Here is a 21104-nt window from a genome sequence, read left to right as displayed (position 1 = left end):
GCTATAGATAGTAATAATCTATAGCCTTTTGGTTTTTATGAAATTATTGTTGATTATACGTACAGATATATTCACGAACCTTACGAATATCATTAAGACATTGTTTTAACTCCCTTTTTATGTCTTCACTTTCAATAAACTGGCCCCGTTTTTCTTCACGTGCATGTGCCGTATCATTTCGACTACCTTTTAATGTTCTATAAAGGTTTAATATGCGAGCTACTTGTGTTATTTTTTCTGGATTGCTTTTTAATACTGAATTAAGTGTGAGTCCATCTATTCCATAAAGTTGATGGGGGAATAAATCTATTGGATATTGATATGATACAAAATTAGCAAATAGAAAACGATATATATCATCATTGTTTGAGTTCGTGAAGATTGAAATAAATGCATCTCTTACCTTAAAGAGTTTATTAGTGTCGTTAAGTGTAATTTCATATTGATCATTAACTGTTACAACATCGCTAGGTAAATCTTTAATTTCTTTTAATTGATGTACAAGTGCAGCAGTAAAATATCTTCTAATATCTTTACTGAACTCATTTATACCTACAATAGATTTGGTATTTATACCTATATTACTGATAAGTCGCAGTAGCTTACTAGGCACATTAACATTATTATTGGTAAACGTTTTGTATTTCAAATAATTATGTGGCTCTTTTTCTGCTTCTTTTAAGATTATTTGATTAATATCGTTTATTAGTTGCTCCTCAAATTTAGGGTATTGTGTATCCTCTCTAGTAATGTTAGTGCTAGTGTTATTTTTCTTGTCTTTTAATACTTCTTTGATAATTCGCTTAGACTCTTTTGAAAAATCACCACTAAAGTATTTCAGTAATACGCTTTTTATTTTATTATTAATCTTAGTCGCTCTATTGTTTACGATTTCCATTGTTTTGGCGGTATACTCATTAATCGTATTAAAGTTCTCCATAGAGGCACTCAATTCATTGTCTGAGTCTGTAGGGAAGATTGTGTCATCTAAAATAATCATTTTAGATTCTAAAATAGCACGAGGTACAAATTCAGCGAATAGTGCTAAGGCTTGCTGTAAATAACCATTATCTAGGCACCAATCAATGTATGCTAAATCGTCTTCTTTATTAGCTAGCACTGTTTTATAGTTATTTTGAATTTTGCCACTCATTAATTTGAGTGCCTCAATTTCAAAGTTTTTATGGTTTTCCCTATTATTTGCAGGTATTTCTTGTTTAGAGGATTCGATATCTGTTAAAAGTTTATGAATGTCCTCCATGGATCTTTGGAATATACCGCGACTAGATAGACGAACGGCTTCTGAAAAATCTCCCATGCTAGAGATTAGTTCTTTGATTTGGACATCGGGATTATCTAAGGTGTTTACATAGTTTTTTAAGGTATCAACACTACCAAATTGGTTGAACTCAGCAAATCCTGTAATCATATCGTAAATATTATAGATGGAGTTCCCTTCATATACTCGAACTATGCTATTGTTATTTGCATTTACATTGGCATATAAAATAGATCCAATTTCAATACCTTGAAAAGCTACTAGTCTAATGATGGCAATCATCAGCATAATAGCTGTTCGTGGGCCACCAGATAAGTCTACATGTAAGATAACCCTGTCATCAGATGACTTGCTTTTATAATATTCCATTATAGCTTGAGACATATCTATAATGCTGTCCTTTAGATTGTCTATATAGTCGATGTCACCACAATCTATATAATTAATTGTTTCTGGGCTCCACGTAATAGGTATACTTGTTTTATTGATATAATCACACATTTGCTCTTCAAATACGTTGAGGCTTGATATGGTAGATTCTTTAAATGTATTCTCCATTTCTGGTGATTTAAAAAAGAATAGCTTATCTAATTTGAAAGTGGAGTTCTCTTTTCTTTTATTATGTAAAAGATACTTTAAAGCTGATTCATTGGTTTGACGGATGACATTAAAGGGAGCTATTTCAGTAAGATTAACAACCGTTTTTTCTAGCTTTTGCGGATTATATGGATTATTTTTCGTATGTAAGGTGCTTAAAAATGTTAGGTAAATATGATGTTCCATAATATGGCTCCTAGAGAATCGAGAATAAAAAATGAAGCTTTTATGAATACTATACCAAATTTTATATAAATTACATAGAGCCTAGCCCACAGTAAAATAATAGATATATAAGCGAATCTTAAAATTTATGTTTACGTCTTAGTTTTCTTGAATAGGGATATATGGGTTCACATTTTATAATAACCTTGTAACCTATATACAATACCTTTTGATTCGTAAAACTAAAGATTCGTTCTACTTTTATGAACTCATAGGTAGACTGGATTGGTTCATACTTTAGATGGTTAATTTAAGTTTATATAATAAGGAGGTAACATGTGTAGAAAGATTGGTCGTGTAGATTTGTAATTGTGTTATTCGAAGCTTTTAATATAGGAGGAGGTGTTTGTATGGGACTATTTGTTGAGTTTGGTTTAGTTCATGTTTGTGTTGAGGAGTAATTTTGATCATTATAATTGAATCTGATGTTAATTAGACCTATTCATATGATGTCATATGAGTAGGTCTTTTATATATGTAACATTCGGTCACAATCATTTTCTACTGTAATAAATGTATTATAAAATTTGCTGAATATAAGTTTTATCTGTATTTGGCTAAGATGATCAAAAAAGAAAATGATGAGGAATATTGACGCCAAATTCAAAAAACCTTATAATAACTGTAATCTTAGAAAAATCATTTACCACCAGTATTTACCTATGTTCATGAGCATTTTTAATCTAAGGGGAGCACAAACTGACCGTTTTCGGTATGAGGTTTTCCAAAACCTATTTTTAAGCCCCATGAATACTGGCTTTCCAAGAGACACTGTTGCAACAGTACTTACCGTTTACGGTATTGAAACTTATGGCTACTGCAGAAGTAGATCCTGTTCTTAAATTGTTGCAACAGTACTTACCGTTTACGGTATTGAAACTCTCATTTTATTTACCCTCTTTATACATATTCAAAACAAGTTGCAACAGTACTTACCGTTTACGGTATTGAAACCTATGGAACTATAAACAAATTTGCTGATTTTTTAGGTAGTTGCAACAGTACTTACCGTTTACGGTATTGAAACCATCTTGAAAAGTTCACTACCAGTACATATAAAACCACTGAGTTGCAACAGTACTTACCGTTTACGGTATTGAAACTGGTGCAGCAAACAAACCTACATAAGTATTCAATTTTTGTGCTGTTGCAACAGTACTTACCGTTTACGGTATTGAAACTTTAGATTTAGATACCATCTCTGACACAGCATCTCGTTGCAACAGTACTTACCGTTTACGGTATTGAAACTCGATATACCTCAATGGGTATGTATTGACATCCTAGGAAGTTGCAACAGTACTTACCGTTTACGGTATTGAAACCTGTACCATTGCAAATGTTTTCATCTGCTAATGGTAAAGTTGCAACAGTACTTACCGTTTACGGTATTGAAACCTAATACCATGGATTAACGAAGACTCTTAGTAATAAGGTTGCAACAGTACTTACCGTTTACGGTATTGAAACTCTGTGGTGAAGTTATAGTAGACGATGTATTATTTAAGTTGCAACAGTACTTACCGTTTACGGTATTGAAACAACCAGGCGATAAGGTAGCAGTACCTATCTATCGCGTTGCAACAGTACTTACCGTTTACGGTATTGAAACGGACACGACTAATGAACAAATAATTAGTGTACTCTTTCGTTGCAACAGTACTTACCGTTTACGGTATTGAAACTTACCAACCTTAAGAACCATGGCTTCATCAAAACTTCGTTGCAACAGTACTTACCGTTTACGGTATTGAAACTTTATTCCTTTCGATAAACTCAATAATATGAGTAATGTTAGTTGCAACAGTACTTACCGTTTACGGTATGCGCCGAAGGGTGCGAGACAGCAGAGGCGCAAAGCGACGATGAGGTCCGCACATCTCAAGTACCTGAACGAAGTGAAGGTAAAACGAAGGTGATAAGGGATTCAGCCTACCGTTTACGGTATTGAAACGCAATCATGCATACCAATACTGCATATTGCAATGTATTAAAGTTGCAACAGTACCTACCGTTTACGGTATTGAAACTTTACTCCTTTCCCGAAGATTTCACGAACTTCTTCGAGTTGCAACAGTACTTACCGTTTACGGTATTGAAACTCCATAAGCATTGCATTCTGTGCTTGCATTGCGGCAAGGTTGCAACAGTACTTACTGTTTACGGTGTTGAAACAGCCAGATGGGCCGGGATTCTTCGAAAGTATTATATTGTTGCAACAGTACTTACCGTTTACGGTATGCGCCGAAGGATGCGAGACAGCAGAGGAGCAAAGCGACGATGAGGTCCGCACATCTCAAGTACCTGAACGAAGTGAAGGTAAAACGAAGGTGACAAAGTAACAGTTTTTATCGTTTATGATTGTGTATTTTCATATTTAATGTAAAAGGGTGAATCTTTAGATTCACCCTTTTTTGCGTCTTAGTTTTTTTGAATATGGACTCGTCGATTTTCATTCTATAATTATTTTGTAGCCCAAAGGGAAATACTATGAATTATAAAGATGATAGTTCGCCTTAGTTTTTATGAATTCAATTGTATCTTTGATAAGGTTATACTATGGATAGTTAATTTAGTCATATGAGTTGGGAGGTAATGAATGACTTGTAGAATTGGATATTTGAAATTGTAAATGTCAAAGGATTTGTTTTGTTTATATGTATTTTAGGAGGAATTAATATGCTACCATTATTTGCAGCAGCAGCGGCCGCAGCCGCATGGGAAGGTTTTGCAGCAGGTGTATTATTAGGTGTGTCCGTATATCAAGCCGTTAAGTCTGATGACTAGTTGTTGGTTGATATATTAAGAAAGGTAGATGATAGTATGTATCCATATATAGGCTTTGCCGTAGGATTAATAGTATGTAAATTATTTGAGGACTAATGCAAGGAGAAAATAGTATGAAACAATTGTTACAATACAAATTAGTAGAAAACAGGAGATGTAAGTTTTAAGGATTGTATTAAAAGGTTTTAATTGTAATGAGGTGAAAATATGGATGAACTATTGGATCTAGTAATAGAAATAGCTGTTGATGAAGCAGTAGATTTTGTACTAGACGAATTATTTGATTAGGGATAGGTGGGTGTTGTTCATGTCAGCTTTAGTAGGATTATTATTGTTGTATATATTCGCTTGGTATCTCGAGGATTAATAGTAAAAGTAATGATGGAATTTAATTGTATATAGGCCTATTCGTATGATGTCATATGGGTAGGTCTTTTTTATATGTTGCAGATAGACTAAATCCTTTTCTAAGGTATTAAAATTAATTTAAAGCTTGCTAAACTTAGATAATACCAGTATTTTAATAAAAATAGGACAAAAAGAAAATGATAAAGAATATTGACGTAATATTCAGAAACCCTTATAATTACTGTAACCTTAGAAAAATCATTTACCATCAGTATTTACCTATGCTCATCGGCATTTTTGATCAAATGGGAGCCCAATCTGACCGTTTACGGTGTGAGGTTTGCCAAAACCTATTTTTAAGGCCCATGAATACTGGCTTTCTGAGGCACGCTGTTGCAACAGCTCTTACCGTTTACGGTATTGAAACTACCTTCTCGCCTGGTTTAATAGAACGAGATGTTGCAGTTGCAACAGCTCTTACCGTTTACGGTATTGAAACTGGCATCTTGGCAAACGCAACTAAATCTATCGGCATCGGTGGTTGCAACAGCTCTTACCGTTTACGGTATTGAAACTGCCAAAATAAAATAATTTTAATTAATTAAATGAGGGTTGCAACAGCTCTTACCGTTTACGGTATTGAAACGTATTCAACGCCGTGATACATATGGTCATATGACTAGTTGCAACAGCTCTTACCGTTTACGGTATTGAAACTTAAAAAATATCGATGTTGTATGTTGAAAGTTTTCTATCGTTGCAACAGCTCTTACCGTTTACGGTATTGAAACCTTGAATATAACCAACTTCGATGTCTTCTACATCAGTGTTGCAACAGCTCTTACCGTTTACGGTATTGAAACAAAATCTAAAGTCATCTTTTCGATCTTTTTGTTCATGTTGCAACAGCTCTTACCGTTTACGGTATTGAAACGAGAAATAACTACCTAAAACTAATTGTGCAATAGCACAAAGTTGCAACAGCTCTTACCGTTTACGGTATTGAAACAGTGCACAAGACAGTTCACCCTTTCTCTTTATTTTAATTGTTGCAACAGCTCTTACCGTTTACGGTATTGAAACCGCTTATTTTCTTGTATTAAATATTCTAAATCTTTTTTGTTGCAACAGCTCTTACCGTTTACGGTATTGAAACCTATATTCAATGGAGAGTCTCACCGATGAGAATTATGTTGCAACAGCTCTTACCGTTTACGGTATTGAAACCTATAGCGTTCTTTATCTACATACATCGTATCCATATCGTTGCAACAGCTCTTACCGTTTACGGTATTGAAACTCAATTAAATCAGTAGCGTTCCATTCTTCTTGAAGTTGCAACAGCTCTTACCGTTTACGGTATTGAAACCGCACAACTTCAGCTGGTACTAATAAATCGCTACGTTCTGGTTGCAACAGCTCTTACCGTTTACGGTATTGAAACGATTACTATCTTTATCATGGTGTTTCAGAATGATTTGGGAGTTGCAACAGCTCTTACCGTTTACGGTATTGAAACTTGAAAACCGGACGGTATACATCGACGCCTTCCACCTTGTTGCAACAGCTCTTACCGTTTACGGTATTGAAACTTGAAAACCGGACGGTATACATCGACGCCTTCCACCTTGTTGCAACAGCTCTTACCGTTTACGGTATGCGCAGAAGGGTGCGAGACAGCAGAGGAGCAAAGCGACGATGAGGTCCGCACATCTCAAGTACCTGAACGAAGTGAAGGTAAAACAAGGGTGATAAGGGATTCAGCTTACCGTTTACGGTATTGAAACATCGGTTGCACACGTTTATCACTAGCGAATTTCGCGATAGTTGCAACAGTGCTTACCGTTTACGGTATGCGCAGAAGGGTGCGAGACAGCAGAGAATCAAAGCGACGATGAGGTCCGCACATCTCAAGTACCTGAACGAAGTAAAGGTAAAACGAAGGTGATAAAGGATTCAGCTTACTGTTTACGGTATTGAAACTCTTTATCAATTTCAGTAGCTTTAGGTAAATTTACAGTTGCAACAGCTCTTACCGTTTACGGTATGCGTCGAAGAATGGGAATATCTAACTTAAAAATTACATAATAATAAAGAACTGTGTTCTTGTGTATGTTACACAAAGATACAGTTCTTTTTTTGTTCCTAGTTTTTCTGATTAGTTTACTTTTAGTATGATTCGTATAATGAACTCAACAAGTTTAATTGGTCTTATATAGGAGGTAGTATATGGCAATGTTGTTTTTAACTTTATTGGTGTGGTTTGTATTACCATCACGGAATGATTATTAAGGAGGGTATTATGGAAAATTTACAGCAAGAATTAAAGTCTATGTTGTCCTTATCAGGGCGTATGAATCGTCGCTCTTATTTTATGAATTTGTTGATGATTATTGGTATTGGCTATCTTGGGGGCCTTTGTATTAGTCTTGCCCCTGTATCAAAGTTTTTCTGGGTATTGGGTTGGTCAATCATAGGGTATTCTGTTGTTCGAGAGTTAGCTATTGCATCGCGGCGTATTCATGATTTAAATGGACCAACTTATTTAGCAGGTATTTATATTGTAGCCGCTATAATAGCTATTTTTGAGCCCACTTTGGCTAAAATAATGGGATTTGTAAAAATTGGTTTAGTGCTTATGCCAGGGGATGAAGATCCTAATAATTATGGTGAAAGACCGGATTCAATGATTGTTGTTTAATAAAGGAGTAAATGGAATGACTGGCTTCATAGGGATATTTTTGTGTGGGATTGTATTGCTTATGATTTTTGATTCTCTGACTAATGGTAGAAAGTAAAGATACAGGAGGTTCTGATGCGGTATCTTATTTCTTATGATATTTCCGATACTAAAATTAGAAATAAGGTAGTTAAGTATTTAGAATCCTTCTGTTACCGCGTACAGTATAGTGTGTTTTTATGTGTTCATGCTCACGTTAGAGTAGAAACGATTGCCAAAAAGCTCGAGGTACTAACACAAGGGGATGAAACACGGCGCCTCCTCATCGTCTCTATTTCTGACACAGCTAAGACACCTATATGGTGTAATAAAATGATTCCATTAACAGAGGATAAGATGTTGATTATTTAATTTTTTAGGAGGTTGTGATGTTAGAAACTTTATATGTAATGACACCTGGTATATCGATACGGCAAGATGGAGGATTGTTAGTACTTGAAAAAGATCATTCTGTTATTAAAGAAATTCCTATAGCGACTGTATCAAATCTTGTATTAGGTCGAACGATTCAAATTTCTACGCAGGTTATGTTTTCTTTAGTGAAGCAAGGTTCTCTCATTCAGTTTGTAGATCATAAGTATCAGCTTGTAGGGACCTTAGGGGATGAGCATACGACTTTACAACGTTTATTGTGGCAAGTAGCATGCTTTCAAAATCAAGAATTTGCCTTAGATGGGGCAAAATATATTGTTCGTCGTAAGATTAAAGGTCAGATAGCCTTGTTGAATCAGTACAAAAAGAGTAAGTGCATTCCAAATTTTGTGGTCGTACATAGAACGATGCAAGCATTGCTGAAACGTGTAGAAAGAACAAAAAAAGTAGACACATTACGTGGTATAGAGGGTTTAGCATCTAGGACTTATTTTTCTGTATTAGGGCATGTATTATCTGAACCATGGGAATTTTCTGGTCGTAAACGTCATCCTAGTCCTGATCCTGTTAACGCTATCTTGAGTTATGGCTATTCGTTTTTAGAACGGGAAGTCCGTGCCTGTTTGTTGACTGCTGGTTTAGATGTACGTATAGGTGTTTTACATAGCACGAATAATCGAAAGGATAGTTTAGTATACGATGTAATGGATATATTTAGACAAGATATAATCGATCGCTTTGTATTAAAACTATTGAATCGTCATATGATGCTCCCTGAAGATTTTGATCTATCAGAACGAGGTTGTTTTTTATCTAAAGAGACCAATAAGAAATGGGTGGAGCTTTATGAGGACTATATGAAAGCGGAGCTTTCTCGTCTTGATAATCTAGCACCAAGAAAATGGATTCAACAAGAAATACAAGCTTTTATTTCATATCTCAAATCGTTAGGTGAAACAGTAGATATTGAAAAATCTGAGAATATATCTTGATAGTAGGGGTCGATGTATATGTAAAAATATGGTATCAGCCTATACATTCGTGTAATTATATACAATTTATAAAATATGAAAAATCTTTCATAAATCATGTATTTATGAGTGATTTTTTTTATACGATTTGCTATTATTAAAGATGAATAATAAATGAATTTTGTTTTGTAGTTTGTATAGTGAGGAGTGGTTATGTTTATCAATCATACGAATCATCCTTCTCAATATTGGTCGGATGAACAGTTGGCAGCAGCTCATCAATATGGTGAGGTGGTAGATATACCATTTCCCCTCATTGATCCAGCGTTACCATCTGGTGAAATTGGGCAGCTAGTACAGGAATATGCAGGGAGGATTATAAGTCTCAATCCACAGGCTGTCTTGTGCCAGGGGGAATTTGTATACTGTCACGCTTTAGTGGAACGACTATTAGCAGTGGGAATTACTGTATTAGTAGCCACTAGTGAGCGCTTGGTGAGTGAATCTTACGAAGCAGGCATAAATGAGAAAATCGTCAACTTTCAGTTTGTTCAATTTCGAGAATATTGTCATTTATAAATGTTGTGTTAATAGGTAAGGAGTGAGCCTATGCAAGTAAATGCCATATTGTTTGATGTGCAGTCTATTCAAAAGTATATTTTTGCTAACAATAAACTGAAGGCCAATGTTGGAGCATCGTTTATTGTGGATAGATTGTTTGAGGATGTATTGTGTAAAGAAATTATCAATAAGCTTGGGGTAGAGGCTGACACTACATCCTGGTTGACACGTAGTGACAGCATTACATCTCTTCCAAAAACTATATACGTTGCGTATATTGGCGGCGGTAATGCTCTGGTTCTTATAGATGATAAACATGAAAGTTTGGTTCAAGATATTGTTAAGAAATTTACGACTCAAGTTTTGGTGCAGTATCCAGGTCTAAAAGTAGGTGCCACAACTGGTTACATTACTCTTGATGGAACACAGTTTTCTGCAGATCTCGGCAAATTATATAAACAATTGAAAGCTAATCAATTTGCATTGAATCCAATAGTGCATCCTGCTAATACAGGTTTGACAACTATTTGTGATTTCAGTGGTGATGTAGCAGATACAACGCAAAGCTTTGGCGATGAAAAGCGCTTAGTTGCTACATCCTTCACAGCTAAATTTGAAGCCTTTGAGGCTGCGAATAGCCGGTTAAAAATAGACTTATTTGGTACGGAAACGACTGATTGGGTATTTCCATCTGAATTTGAAGAGTTAGGTCAAAACCAATCTACCGAAAAGAGTAAAACAGGAATTAATGATATTGCTATTGTTCATATCGATGGTAATAACATGGGTGCTCACTTTAGACAATGTAAAACATTAGAAGAACGCAGTGCTCTTTCTAAACGTGTAGCTACAAAAACATTGGAGAGCTTTAAAGCATTGGTGCAATGGATTATTGATAAATACGATATTCTTGATGAAAACCTCGAATTGTCTAAGAATATGTTGCCAATCCGTCCGATTATCATTGGTGGCGATGATATTACTTTTATTTGCAATGCTCGTATTGCAGTGCAAGCCTCTCACTATTTAATGCAACAACTCTTGAGTGATAAGAACGGCATATCCATTTCTTCTTGCGCTGGTATTGCTGTAATTCCTACGTCTTACCCATTCTTTAGAGGCTATGAAATGGCAGAGCAGCTTTGCGATAGCGCTAAATCTAAAATGCGTGAATATAATGCGGTGCACAAGGTTAATGAGTCTTGTTGGATGGATTTTGCGTTCCTTCATGGTGAGACCGCACCTACTTTGGAGCAGTTTTTTGCTAATGAATATAGCAGTTTAACAGGGAATATGCATTTTGGGCCATATCAAGTGTTTAACGATAATATTGAAGCTGAAAAAGATATATTTGCTCTTTCAAAATTATTAGAGTGTACAAATCAATTTATTTTGGTTAAGGATAAAGCATATTCAGGTGATTTGCTGGCTCATAATAAGGTCAAAGAATTGCGTTCTGTATTACAAGATAATGAACATATGTGGACTGTATTCCTCGAGCAGCTGCGCAACACTAATAAATTTATGCCTACTGTATCTGGTTGGGATGCTTTCAAAGAAAAACTGTGGGCTAAGGTAAATGGTAAAATGCGTACGCCATATGTTGATGCCATAGAATTAATGGATTATGTTTTGCCTGGATTGGAGTAAGTATGTACACATTAACTATTAAATTATTGTCGCCAACGATGCTTATGTCCGGCCAAGGCGATGTCAACACGGACAGCACTATCGTCCATGATCGTTATGGAATTCCTTTTATTCCTGCTAAACGTGTGCGTGGTGTTTTATATGAAAGTGCCATTGAAGTAGCTGAAATGATGCATGCCGCAGGTTTGAATACCTTTACTATTGATGATGTAAAGGTATTGTTTAATCGCCTTGAAGGTGCAGAGGATAACCCTAGATTATCTATTTCTAATTTAACAATTGCTGATTATGACGTGGTAGCTAGTGAATTAGCGGCTCTTGAAGAGCAATATCCAGCAGTGTTTACGAAGGAACGTGTCCTCGAAGAGTACACATCTATGCGTTATTACACATCTATCGATCAAGTAACAGGTACAGCACTAGAGGGGACGTTGCATAACTCTCGCGTTCTCAATAGAGCTCTTGCTTTCAGTGGTCAAATCGATGTGGAAGATATGACGGAAATAGAACGATTGATTTTAGCATGTGCGGTACGCAATTTGACTGGCATTGGTGGTAAACGTAACCGCGGCTTTGGCCAAGTAGAATGCACAATTGATGATGCGTCTTTTGATTTAGAATCTTTAGGGGGTACATTATGGAACAAGTAAATATTACGATTACTGTTAAATCCCCAACGCTTATTGCGAATTCCTCCACGGCAGGTGTATTAACATCTACGCGTGGCTCTATTGATGGACGAGTATTGCGCGGTCTTTTCGCATCTCAGTTTATTTCCTCTCATAAGCTTGGTAGAGAGGCTCATAAAAACCAAGATTTTATGAATTTATTCTATGGTGACTTGCGATTTGTTGCGGCCTATAAGCATACGCCAAAAGGTACGTCTTTTCCAGCACCGTTGAGCTTACAAAAGAATAAAAATGCAGAAGGCTATGCCAGTGATGATGTCGTAGACTTCTACACCGGTAAAGATCTTTTGGGTTTTAAAGGTGTTAAAGGTTTTGTCATTGTAGATGGCAAGGAATGTAGTCCTGTACAAATTGAAACGGCTATTAAATTACATATGTCTCGTTCCTTAGAGCAAGAACGTGTGCAAGGTCGCAGTAATGAGGGCAGAAATATTTTTAACTATGAATACATTGAGCCAAATCAAGTATTTGTAGGTTCTGTGGTGGGGCCAAAAGCTGCATTAGAAGAGTTTGTTCGTCAATTCCCTAAACAGTTGGATTGTCATATCGGACGCTCTCGTCGTACTGAATATGGTCATTGTATCGTTGAAATTGGTGATATTACAGCTGTTCCAACGCCAGTAAATAGTGGTAACTCTATATATGTAAGACTTCATACGCCATTAGTGCTAGGTAATGAGTCTATTGGTCATGTAGTAGCTCAAGCAGTCCAATCAATTGGTTCAGATATCTCTGTAGGTACTGTGTTTGCCTCTTATCAAGAGGAGCAAAGCTTTAATAGTATTTGGGGCGTTCGTAGTAGTGCTGAAGCGTCTGCATCTGCTGGTAGTATCGTAGAGCTTGTAAAGGAATCTGGTTGGTCTCAAGATGATCTAGATAAACTACAAAATATTTTGTATAACGGCATGGGTACTCGACTTCAAGAGGGCTACGGTCAAGGCCGTTTATGGACTCCTGGCGAGTTCAAGATGGTGAAATTAGGTAAGCAAGAAGCACCTAAGCTCAAATCTTTACATACACTAACACAAGAAATTGCTAAAAAGGTATTGGAAAAACAAGTTATTGTAAATGCTCGTTTGCGTGCTGCTCACGATGTAGATACGTATATTAAACGTACTATGTCTAGAAGTGGTATATCTAAGCATTTTGCATCTGTACTATTGACTGAACTTGGTACAAATCATGAAACTGGTCATAAGCAATTACAACAATTCTTGGAAGACAAGAAGGCAGAAGGGCAAAAGAAAAATGAGCCTAGAGTTATTGAAAAGAACTTGCGTGAGTTCCATTTAGGGCATGCTTATACGCGCAGTGAAACAAAACGTGTTAACTTGATGGAGTATATCATTGATTTTGATGCTCCTACATTAGTGGCCGCTTGTTTGGCAAAATCTGGTGAAAGTGGAACATACTACGAAATTCCTGCTGAATTAGTCGATATGGTAGGGCTCGACAAACAAAAACTTTCAAATGTAGTGGCCTACGAATATTGGACATATTTCTTTAGACATATTAGAAAGATTAAGTAAGGAGGACCGTCGTATGTTAAACTCTGCAAGTGTAATAGGGCGGTACACTCTAACTGGTACTGTCAAACTCACAAGCCCTCTCGTTATTCGAGCTGGTGTTAGTAATGATATTTTAAATGATACAGTAGATGATATCGTGGTAACCTATCACGATGGTCAACCATTCATTCCTGGGACATCCTTAGCAGGCGTATTGCGCCAAGCGATTCAAGGCCTTGAACCTGTATCTGAAGATGTATTATTTGGTTCCATTGATGACAAAGGTACACAAAGCGCATTACAGATTAATGATATTCCATTAGATAATACAAATATTGTCGTTCGTGATGGCATCTGTATAGACGATGTGCGTGGTGTCACTAAAGATGGCGCAAAATATGACTTCGAGGTAATCGAGTCTGGTGCGACTGGTCGATTGCGTATTGATTGCGTGATTCGTCAATGTCACGAAAATCAAGTGGATAAGATTGAGCGAGCTCTGGTAGCACTAGCTAATCTACTTAAAAATGGCATCTCCGTTGGTGCTCGTACGGTGAATGGTTTAGGCCGCATAGCATGTAAAGATATTTCTTTAGAGCATTATGACTTCACTAAGCCAGAACATGTAAAAGCGTGGTTACTACGTAAAGCGGGTACATCTGTTGCTATTCCTGAGCGATGCATGATTGCTGAAAAAGACCTTGTTATAGATATAGAATGCTGCTTAGAAGATACAGTTCTTATTAAATCTATTTTCGAAGAGGCTTGGGAAGATAAGTCCGTAGCTCTCTTTATTCCAGGTACATCCATTAAGGGCGTATTACGTCACTATTGTAGCCGTATACTACAGGCATTAGGCCGTAGTAATCAAGCGGTAGATGCACTCTTTGGCTATAGCATTGAGAAAACTAATGAAAGTCGTAAAGGTCGTGTCATGGTAGATGAAGTTTACTTTGATAAATCTTTTACACAAGAGGAACAACCTCGCATTCGAGTGGATCGCTTTACAGGTGGTGCCATGAATGGTGCTTTATTTCAAGACCATCCTGTACGTAAGGGTAAAGGTAAAGAGTTAGTATTCCCATTGCGCATGACTGTTAAAGATTGCAGTGATAGTGAAGCGGGCCTTGTGCTACTCCTTGTAAAAGATCTTATGACAGGTCAAATTACGTTGGGCGCTAATCGTACAATCGGTTATGGCCGCATTAAAGGTAACTCTGTTGCGGTTCAATATCATGGTGAAAGCTATGGTATCGATGGTACTGGTAAGGTTACGGAAGGTGAATCCACTAAACTTGAAGCTTTGGTACAAGCATTACATCAATCTACAGAAGATACAATGTTAGCTAAGGAGGGTGCTCATGAGTAAACAATTACATAGCTATGAAGGTGTATATACACGTACTTGTGGCATATGTGGTCCTACAGCTAATGTGAATGTACTAGCTGTAGCAAAAGAACAGATGAAACAAGAGGGCTTAGTGATTACGTGGTCTGTCCATGAAGTTAAATGGGGCTATTACAAGCAAGGTGGGTTCCAATTTTCTGATGGAACAACTGATGTAGACTTAGCATATCTACAAGATATGCGTATCTTTAATGAAATGGAAGAATTGCGTCTCACTGTACAACATGGTGAGGTTGTGTACCGCTATATTAACGATGAAGCTGGTAAAGCTGTAATATATGTTGATTCTTCCTCTCGTATGATTGGTGAAGTTGATGCGGGTCGTACGCAGCTAAACCGAGTAGAAAGCTTTACAAGCTTAATTGATACAGGCCGTAAACTTTCACAAATTATCCCTGTATCCACTACAAAACAATACTGTTATTTAACAACACGTAATTACATTGGCTATTTAGATAATCATCAAGCGAGTTATACAGATTATCGATATGTCAAAATTGAAGCTAAGGAGGTCTAGTATGGCTGGTAAAGGTAAAAGTAAAAATAGACATGCTGCTAGTGAGGCCTTCTTTGCACGAAATAACCCAGGGATGGATGTTGAAAAAGTAGCCAATGAAAGACATTACGGTGGCAATCGTGGCGGTCAAAATCGCTCTGGTGGCTATAATAATTCCTACAATAATCAAGGCGGCAATCGCAGTGGTGGTAATAGCAAATACCCAAGTGAGCCAGCAAGTGCAGCGTATAATTTTGTACGCTTGCCAGAGCATGTAATTCCAGCTGAGTTTTACAATGGTCACTTTGAAGGGGTTACAAAAGATGTGCTAAAAGCATACTGTGATCATGTACAACAAGCTGACACACATACAGGCTATATCGACCTTACGATTACTACTGAAACACCATTATTCATTGGGGGACCATCTAAACAAGACGAGGATACACCACTTGAATTCTATGGTGGCCAAGATAATCCTACAATTCCGGGGGCAAGCCTTAAAGGTATGGTAAAAGAAATCTTCAAGATTGTTACAGCTAGTAGCTTTAGACCATACCAGCGGGGAACGGGTCTTGGTGATTTCGAAGATAGATATCTTTATTTCCGTGATTTTGCAAGTTCTATTAAATCCCTCAAAGAATACTATGCTTCTCGCATGGTAGGGATGGAAAAGAATGGCAAAGGTGAAATGAAGGCGGCTACAAAAGCGACACCTGGCTTTATCATTCAGACTGTAGATAATAACTATTTTGCTGTACCTAGTGAATCTAGAAAAATGTCGTATTCTGGCGATTATGAAATGCAAAAGAAGAAAGATACGCCATCTATTGATTGGAATGATCAGTATGTAAATATCCATACAGGTAGAATGAACTCTAAAAAATCTTACATGCGCATTACTCGACCTGGTAATTTTGAAGGTAAGCGTATTCCGATTCTTCAAGAATGTATCGACAGTTATAAAGACGATAAGAACCGTGGTACATTAAATCTATTGGATAAAAAAGTCGGTAAATCTGGTGATGCAGCCAAGAATTATACTCGTTGTGATGATGTTAAGTTTGTAGTGCCATGTTTCTTCTCTGAAAAAGATGGTATTGTAGAGCATTTTGGTCATGGTCGATTCTATCGTATTGCATATGACTTGAAAATTAGCGATCACTTACCAACTACATTAGAGCAACATAATAATGGTGTGGATCTTTGTGATAGTGTATTTGGCTACGGTGATAATTGGGCTGGCCGCTTATCCTTCTCCGATGCTCATGTTGTGGGACCTGTGAGAATGTGTCAATCTGATTACCCACATCCATTGATGGGGCCTAATCCAACATCCTTTCAATTGTATTTAGAGCAAGATGTAGATAATCACTCTACTTATAACCATTGGGGACACGAAGGGGCATCCATTCGCGGTTATAAAATGTACTGGCATCAACCTTTAGCAAAAGCAAAAGATTGGACTCGTACAGAAGCGGAAAAAGCCATTCAAGGTACTCGTAAAATCCGTCCAGTTGATACTGGCGTTACCTTTAAAAGCCGCATTCATTTTGAACGTTTAAGTAGCGTTGAACTAGGTGCATTGTTGATGTCCCTAGATTTAGATCATTACTCTGGCGGTAATCGTCGTACATACTATAAACTTGGTATGGGGAAATCCATCGGTTTTGGTAGTATTAAACTAGAGTCTGCTGTAACGGTTTTCGATAGTAAAGAACGCTATGGTAGCCTATTTGGTGGGAATACTTGGAATACTGGAGCTAGCATAACTACTCCTAATGAGTATGTGGAATCCTTCACTCAGTATCGCGATAATGCATTAGGTTCTAACATATCCTCTTATAAAGCTATGCTAGATGATTTATTCATGATGCTAGATTGGAATATTGCGAATGGTCCAAATGCAGCTAAGAACTGGACCGAAGGTATTTCTATGATGACTATTAAGAATAATAAAATGGATCCTCGTATCAAATACCGTAGCAAGTTAGATACACCTAAATCCTTCATCGCAAAGTGGTCTAAATAATGCTTGGAACAGTTACGATTGCTTTAGAGGTTCAGAATAGAGGCAGCTTGCCTGCCTTTCCTGGGCGATATCTACATGCGGCACTTTTCTCTATTCTTAGTCATGTAGATGCAGATGAGGCTACATGGTGGCATGATATGGAAGGAATAAAGCCTTTCTCACTACAATTATCCTTTAAAGAGCCTCGTCAAGATAATATCATTCGACGTGGGGATATCTTATATTTACATGTTTCTGTATGGCATAGTGAGTTATGGGGATTACTAGAAGGTATATCTGAGGGCTTAGAATTAGTCTTTGGTAGACTACGAACTACAATTGTAGGGGTTCGTTACGGGGCACCGTTTAATCTACTGTTGAAAATAGATAATGAACTGGAGCTTATTAGTCGGCGCCTTTCTGCAAAACAGGTGGGACGTATTACTTTTGAAGTTATGACGCCTACGTCCTTTAATGGAACACATGGAGATATAACCTTCCCTACAGCAAGTCTTATTTTCTCCTCTCTCGTAGACAAATGGAATGCTGGTGATATGACCGACGCATTAAATAAGGATTTAATACGGACGGTCGTTGAGAAGGTTACCCTTGAACGTTGGGAAGGTTATACAAAACGAGTGTTTTATGGTCGTGATCGAGGGCTTACTGGTTTTGTAGGTAAGTTTATCTTTAATATCTCCAGACTAACAGAAGAGGAAAATCAACTTATCACCATTTTGGCTCTTTTTGGACAGCATTGTGGCATAGGTCGTTTGTCTAGCCAAAGTCTTGGTCAAGTGCATGTGACATTACAAAACAAATAGGGTTTATAGCCCGTACAGCTGAATTCTATGGGAGTTCAAATATAGTTACTCTCAAGTAAAGAGGTCTTAAAGGCATCTGTTATAGATGTCTTTGAGACCTCTTTTTTTGTTCCTAGTTTTTTTGATTATCTCTATTTTTGTTTAATCCGTATAATGAACACACAAGTTAAACCTGAGGGGTTGAAACATCAAGTAGCATGATAGTTCTCCTTTTAAAAATAAATTTTCTTCTCTCTACACACATAAATCTCCTTTGTTTGGAGACCGTCCTTGACGGTTTGAAATTGAGTGATGGACACCCCACAGGTTTAACAATAATTATGTAGTTTTTTATATATATGGAGGTTCATATGGAACAGTTAATTAGACGTTTTACTTTATCTAGCAATGAATATTTATCTCGTGATTGTGTTGGTTATTATCGTGACTTGTATTTGCGCTTTCGTGAGCCAGGAAATCCTGATTTTCTTAATACCTTAAAAAATACATTGAACAACTATTGTCCTAGTGTCTTAAAATCTGCCCGTCAGGAAGTGTATGATAGAGTAAAAAGGGATATACCCGATATCATGAAGGCTGAAAAGCTTGAGGAGGCGGTTGTTGCTGTTGTACCTAGATCTAAAGCATTTATGTCACCTAACCAGTTGGGCTTCCGCGATGCGGTGCAAGAGTGTGTCAGAATATTACAGGCCAACGGATACTCAGGTATCACAGATGGCATCAGTTGTATTATGCGACATACAAATACGAAGACAACACATATTCATAAAAATTTGCCAGGCTTTGATAATTGTGGTAGCGAGCCCTATGTGGGGATTACAAATGACACTTGTCATATCAATGCCGATGTAGTTCGAGACAAAACGGTTATTTTAATTGATGATATTTATACAAAAACAGTGAACGTTGATGAGGATTGTATTCAGGCATTATATGATGCGGGCGCAGCTCGTGTTGTATTCTATGCTGTGGCATACACCTACCGTCGTTCTTCTTATAGAAAAGGGGCATAATATGAACATTTCACCGATAGCTTTAAAAATCTGGGCCGTCCATAATACGACGAGTCGCATTACAACGAGAAAGAGCTTTCATGATAACTGGAAAACAGAGGATGAGTTCCTCGCTATGATGAGCGATATTCCAAACATCGATGATGTAGTGCATGACCTATCCGTTGCGGTAGATGACATGGACTGGATGGACGGTGCGGTATGCTGCTTTGATGCGGATTTTCCAGTTATTAATGAAAGCGCTCCTAAAGGGGATCGTCCGTATCTCTTGTTTTATAAGGGTGACTTGTCTTTGTTGAGTGATTTGAATCGGAATGTGGCTGTTATTGGTTACACAACGCCGAACGAGGACATCATGGCTCGTGAAAGTAAGATTGTTGAGCAATTAGTACAGCGCAGTCAGCATATTGTGAGCGGCCTTGCAAAAGGTTGTGATGCTATTGGGCATACCGTTTGTATGGATTACGGAGGAAAAACAATTGCCATCTTGCCATCACCATTAAATGCTATTTCACCGGCAGACCATCGGGACATGGCCCATCAAATTATCGAAAAAGGTGGTCTTGTTATTTCTGAATACTACAATGGGCCACGTAGTCGTAATGAAGCGATTAATCGTTATGTAGAGCGAGATCGGTTGCAAGCGTTATTTGCCAAGGCTGTAGTGCTCATCGCAAGCTATGAAGGCCGTGATGGAGACAGTGGATCCCGCCATGCTATGGGAAAAGCATATTCTTACGGACATCTTGCCTGTGCTATGTACGATGAAACGACAGATAGCGAAGTGTTAGAGATGAAACTGAACCGTAACTTGATTTCACGACAAAAAGCGCGGCAATTAGTGACAATTCCAAGTGTGGTAAGTGCTGCGGGGTATACATCGGTAACGGTGGATGACCTAGTAGGCCTTGTAAATCCAGCTCTAGAGGCACAGCAAAAACTATTTTGATATGTATATGACTAAAGGAGGTTCTCATGTTTCACATTGTAGATGTAGATAATACATTGGTCTTTACCGATGAATTAAATACAGCTGGCTATGTACACGCTTTGGCATGTATGGCATTAGAACCCCGTAAGGTCGTGCCACGTATTACTCGTGAAATCGTACAGGAATGGTATCCACAGCTGTCAGAGTATGACTTAGTTCATATCGCTACCCTAAAACAATCATATGTAGAAAGCCACTTAGATATGTCTCAATTGAATTCCTCTGTAGCTCGTGTGCTCAGCACATATGGCAGAGAGCGATGTGCCTTATGGACAGCGGCTAATCCTGAACGGATACGCATGTTGCTAAGACACCATATGGTCACTGATTATAGAGCGATACGCTTTAGCAATAAAACAGAGAACGATATATCCCATGCGGTACAAGATTTCTGTGTGCTCTTTGATTGTGAACCAGAGGAACTATGCTTTCACGAAGACAATCCTGAGGTCATTAACCATCTGCGAAAGCTAGGTATGACTGTAATGGCTGTTGAAGTGAAAGCGGAAACAGTTGCATAGGGTATTAAATAGAGAAATAAGATTTAATGTAATAATTGAGCAAATAGCTGTCATATGTTAAACCGTTTGAATAAAGAGAGTTTGTTTTTATGTAGTATTGCGGACAGGGAGGG

General features: G+C 37.5%; 16 protein-coding genes and 2 CRISPR repeat arrays. Of the genes, 15 read left to right on the top strand and 1 reads right to left on the bottom strand.

Features of this window, described 5'->3' with window-relative positions; translation table 11 throughout:
- Nucleotides 1-43: 43 nt before the first annotated feature.
- Nucleotides 44-2062 carry a TM1812 family CRISPR-associated protein gene (locus B1A77_RS02670; protein ID WP_077707850.1) on the bottom strand — a complete coding sequence of 673 codons (2019 nt, stop codon included), beginning with the start codon at nt 2060-2062 and terminating at the stop codon, nt 44-46.
- A gap of 812 nt (nt 2063-2874) precedes the next feature.
- Nucleotides 2875-3933: direct repeats of the CRISPR family, unit length 35 nt; unit sequence GTTGCAACAGTACTTACCGTTTACGGTATTGAAAC.
- Nucleotides 3934-4242: 309 nt separating this feature from the next.
- On the opposite strand from B1A77_RS02670, the gene B1A77_RS10140 reads away from it, so the two are divergent.
- From B1A77_RS10140 to B1A77_RS02600, 15 genes are all read left to right on the top strand, one after another.
- Nucleotides 4243-4443: a hypothetical protein gene (locus B1A77_RS10140; RefSeq protein ID WP_187658829.1), complete on the top strand. Its 201-nt coding sequence runs from the start codon at nt 4243-4245 to the stop codon at nt 4441-4443.
- Between the two features lie 1185 nt (nt 4444-5628).
- Nucleotides 5629-6901: a CRISPR direct-repeat array (repeat unit 35 nt; unit sequence GTTGCAACAGCTCTTACCGTTTACGGTATTGAAAC).
- Between the two features lie 637 nt (nt 6902-7538).
- Nucleotides 7539-7937 carry a DUF805 domain-containing protein gene (locus B1A77_RS02665; RefSeq protein ID WP_237301809.1) on the top strand — a complete coding sequence of 133 codons (399 nt, stop codon included), beginning with the start codon at nt 7539-7541 and terminating at the stop codon, nt 7935-7937.
- Between the two features lie 114 nt (nt 7938-8051).
- Complete coding sequence (gene cas2, locus B1A77_RS02660; protein WP_232197509.1) at nt 8052-8327, top strand: CRISPR-associated endonuclease Cas2; 276 nt, start codon at nt 8052-8054, stop codon at nt 8325-8327.
- A gap of 17 nt (nt 8328-8344) precedes the next feature.
- A complete protein-coding gene (cas1, locus tag B1A77_RS02655) occupies nt 8345-9340 on the top strand; it encodes a CRISPR-associated endonuclease Cas1 (RefSeq protein ID WP_237301807.1) in 996 nt (331 codons plus the stop codon).
- Between the two features lie 192 nt (nt 9341-9532).
- Nucleotides 9533-9898, top strand: coding sequence for a hypothetical protein (locus B1A77_RS02650; RefSeq protein WP_008601959.1), 366 nt, complete (start codon nt 9533-9535; stop codon nt 9896-9898).
- A 30-nt stretch (nt 9899-9928) separates the two neighbouring features.
- Nucleotides 9929-11530, top strand: coding sequence for a Cas10/Cmr2 second palm domain-containing protein (locus tag B1A77_RS02645; RefSeq protein WP_077707847.1), 1602 nt, complete (start codon nt 9929-9931; stop codon nt 11528-11530).
- A gap of 2 nt (nt 11531-11532) precedes the next feature.
- Entirely contained in the window at nt 11533-12180 is a 648-nt protein-coding gene (locus tag B1A77_RS02640) for an RAMP superfamily CRISPR-associated protein (protein WP_077707846.1), read from the top strand.
- Nucleotides 12168-13748, top strand: a complete 1581-nt coding sequence (locus tag B1A77_RS02635) for a hypothetical protein (RefSeq protein ID WP_077707845.1) — start codon at nt 12168-12170, stop codon at nt 13746-13748. Before B1A77_RS02640 ends, B1A77_RS02635 begins: the two co-directional genes overlap by 13 nt.
- A 13-nt stretch (nt 13749-13761) precedes the next feature.
- A complete protein-coding gene (locus B1A77_RS02630) occupies nt 13762-15096 on the top strand; it encodes an RAMP superfamily CRISPR-associated protein (protein WP_077707844.1) in 1335 nt (444 codons plus the stop codon).
- Complete coding sequence (gene csx19, locus B1A77_RS02625) at nt 15089-15652, top strand: type III-D CRISPR-associated protein Csx19 (protein WP_077707843.1); 564 nt, start codon at nt 15089-15091, stop codon at nt 15650-15652. The genes B1A77_RS02630 and csx19 overlap by 8 nt, the downstream gene beginning before the upstream one ends.
- A gap of 1 nt (nt 15653) precedes the next feature.
- Nucleotides 15654-17663, top strand: a complete 2010-nt coding sequence (locus B1A77_RS02620; protein ID WP_077707842.1) for a TIGR03986 family type III CRISPR-associated RAMP protein — start codon at nt 15654-15656, stop codon at nt 17661-17663.
- A complete protein-coding gene (gene cas6, locus B1A77_RS02615) occupies nt 17663-18466 on the top strand; it encodes a CRISPR system precrRNA processing endoribonuclease RAMP protein Cas6 (protein WP_077707841.1) in 804 nt (267 codons plus the stop codon). Before B1A77_RS02620 ends, cas6 begins: the two co-directional genes overlap by 1 nt.
- Nucleotides 18467-18816: 350 nt before the next feature.
- Nucleotides 18817-19479 (top strand): phosphoribosyltransferase, encoded by a 663-nt coding sequence (locus tag B1A77_RS02610; RefSeq protein WP_237301804.1) that lies wholly within the window; start codon nt 18817-18819, stop codon nt 19477-19479.
- Nucleotide 19480: 1 nt separating this feature from the next.
- The gene (locus tag B1A77_RS02605; RefSeq protein WP_237301802.1) at nt 19481-20428 is read left to right on the top strand and encodes a DNA-processing protein DprA; all 948 of its coding nucleotides are present in this window, start codon (nt 19481-19483) and stop codon (nt 20426-20428) included.
- Between the two features lie 26 nt (nt 20429-20454).
- A complete protein-coding gene (locus B1A77_RS02600) occupies nt 20455-20991 on the top strand; it encodes a hydrolase (RefSeq protein ID WP_077707839.1) in 537 nt (178 codons plus the stop codon).
- Nucleotides 20992-21104: the final 113 nt, after the last annotated feature.

Source organism: Veillonella parvula (assembly GCF_002005185.1).
GTDB classification, from domain to species: domain Bacteria; phylum Bacillota; class Negativicutes; order Veillonellales; family Veillonellaceae; genus Veillonella; species Veillonella parvula_M.
Note: the sequence above shows the minus strand (reverse complement) of the source record. Positions and strands in the feature narration are given on the sequence as shown.

What these genes read in the sequence shown, in the direction of transcription:
- B1A77_RS02670 (WP_077707850.1), bottom strand. Translation starts at nt 2,062, where the DNA reads ATGGAACATCATATTTACCTAACATTTTTAAGCACCTTACATACGAAA.
- B1A77_RS02665 (WP_237301809.1), top strand. Translation starts at nt 7,539, where the DNA reads ATGGAAAATTTACAGCAAGAATTAAAGTCTATGTTGTCCTTATCAGGG.
- cas2 (WP_232197509.1), top strand. Translation starts at nt 8,052, where the DNA reads ATGCGGTATCTTATTTCTTATGATATTTCCGATACTAAAATTAGAAAT.
- cas1 (WP_237301807.1), top strand. Translation starts at nt 8,345, where the DNA reads ATGTTAGAAACTTTATATGTAATGACACCTGGTATATCGATACGGCAA.
- B1A77_RS02650 (WP_008601959.1), top strand. Translation starts at nt 9,533, where the DNA reads ATGTTTATCAATCATACGAATCATCCTTCTCAATATTGGTCGGATGAA.
- B1A77_RS02645 (WP_077707847.1), top strand. Translation starts at nt 9,929, where the DNA reads ATGCAAGTAAATGCCATATTGTTTGATGTGCAGTCTATTCAAAAGTAT.
- B1A77_RS02640 (WP_077707846.1), top strand. Translation starts at nt 11,533, where the DNA reads ATGTACACATTAACTATTAAATTATTGTCGCCAACGATGCTTATGTCC.
- B1A77_RS02635 (WP_077707845.1), top strand. Translation starts at nt 12,168, where the DNA reads ATGGAACAAGTAAATATTACGATTACTGTTAAATCCCCAACGCTTATT.
- B1A77_RS02630 (WP_077707844.1), top strand. Translation starts at nt 13,762, where the DNA reads ATGTTAAACTCTGCAAGTGTAATAGGGCGGTACACTCTAACTGGTACT.
- csx19 (WP_077707843.1), top strand. Translation starts at nt 15,089, where the DNA reads ATGAGTAAACAATTACATAGCTATGAAGGTGTATATACACGTACTTGT.
- B1A77_RS02620 (WP_077707842.1), top strand. Translation starts at nt 15,654, where the DNA reads ATGGCTGGTAAAGGTAAAAGTAAAAATAGACATGCTGCTAGTGAGGCC.
- cas6 (WP_077707841.1), top strand. Translation starts at nt 17,663, where the DNA reads ATGCTTGGAACAGTTACGATTGCTTTAGAGGTTCAGAATAGAGGCAGC.
- B1A77_RS02610 (WP_237301804.1), top strand. Translation starts at nt 18,817, where the DNA reads ATGGAACAGTTAATTAGACGTTTTACTTTATCTAGCAATGAATATTTA.
- B1A77_RS02605 (WP_237301802.1), top strand. Translation starts at nt 19,481, where the DNA reads ATGAACATTTCACCGATAGCTTTAAAAATCTGGGCCGTCCATAATACG.
- B1A77_RS02600 (WP_077707839.1), top strand. Translation starts at nt 20,455, where the DNA reads ATGTTTCACATTGTAGATGTAGATAATACATTGGTCTTTACCGATGAA.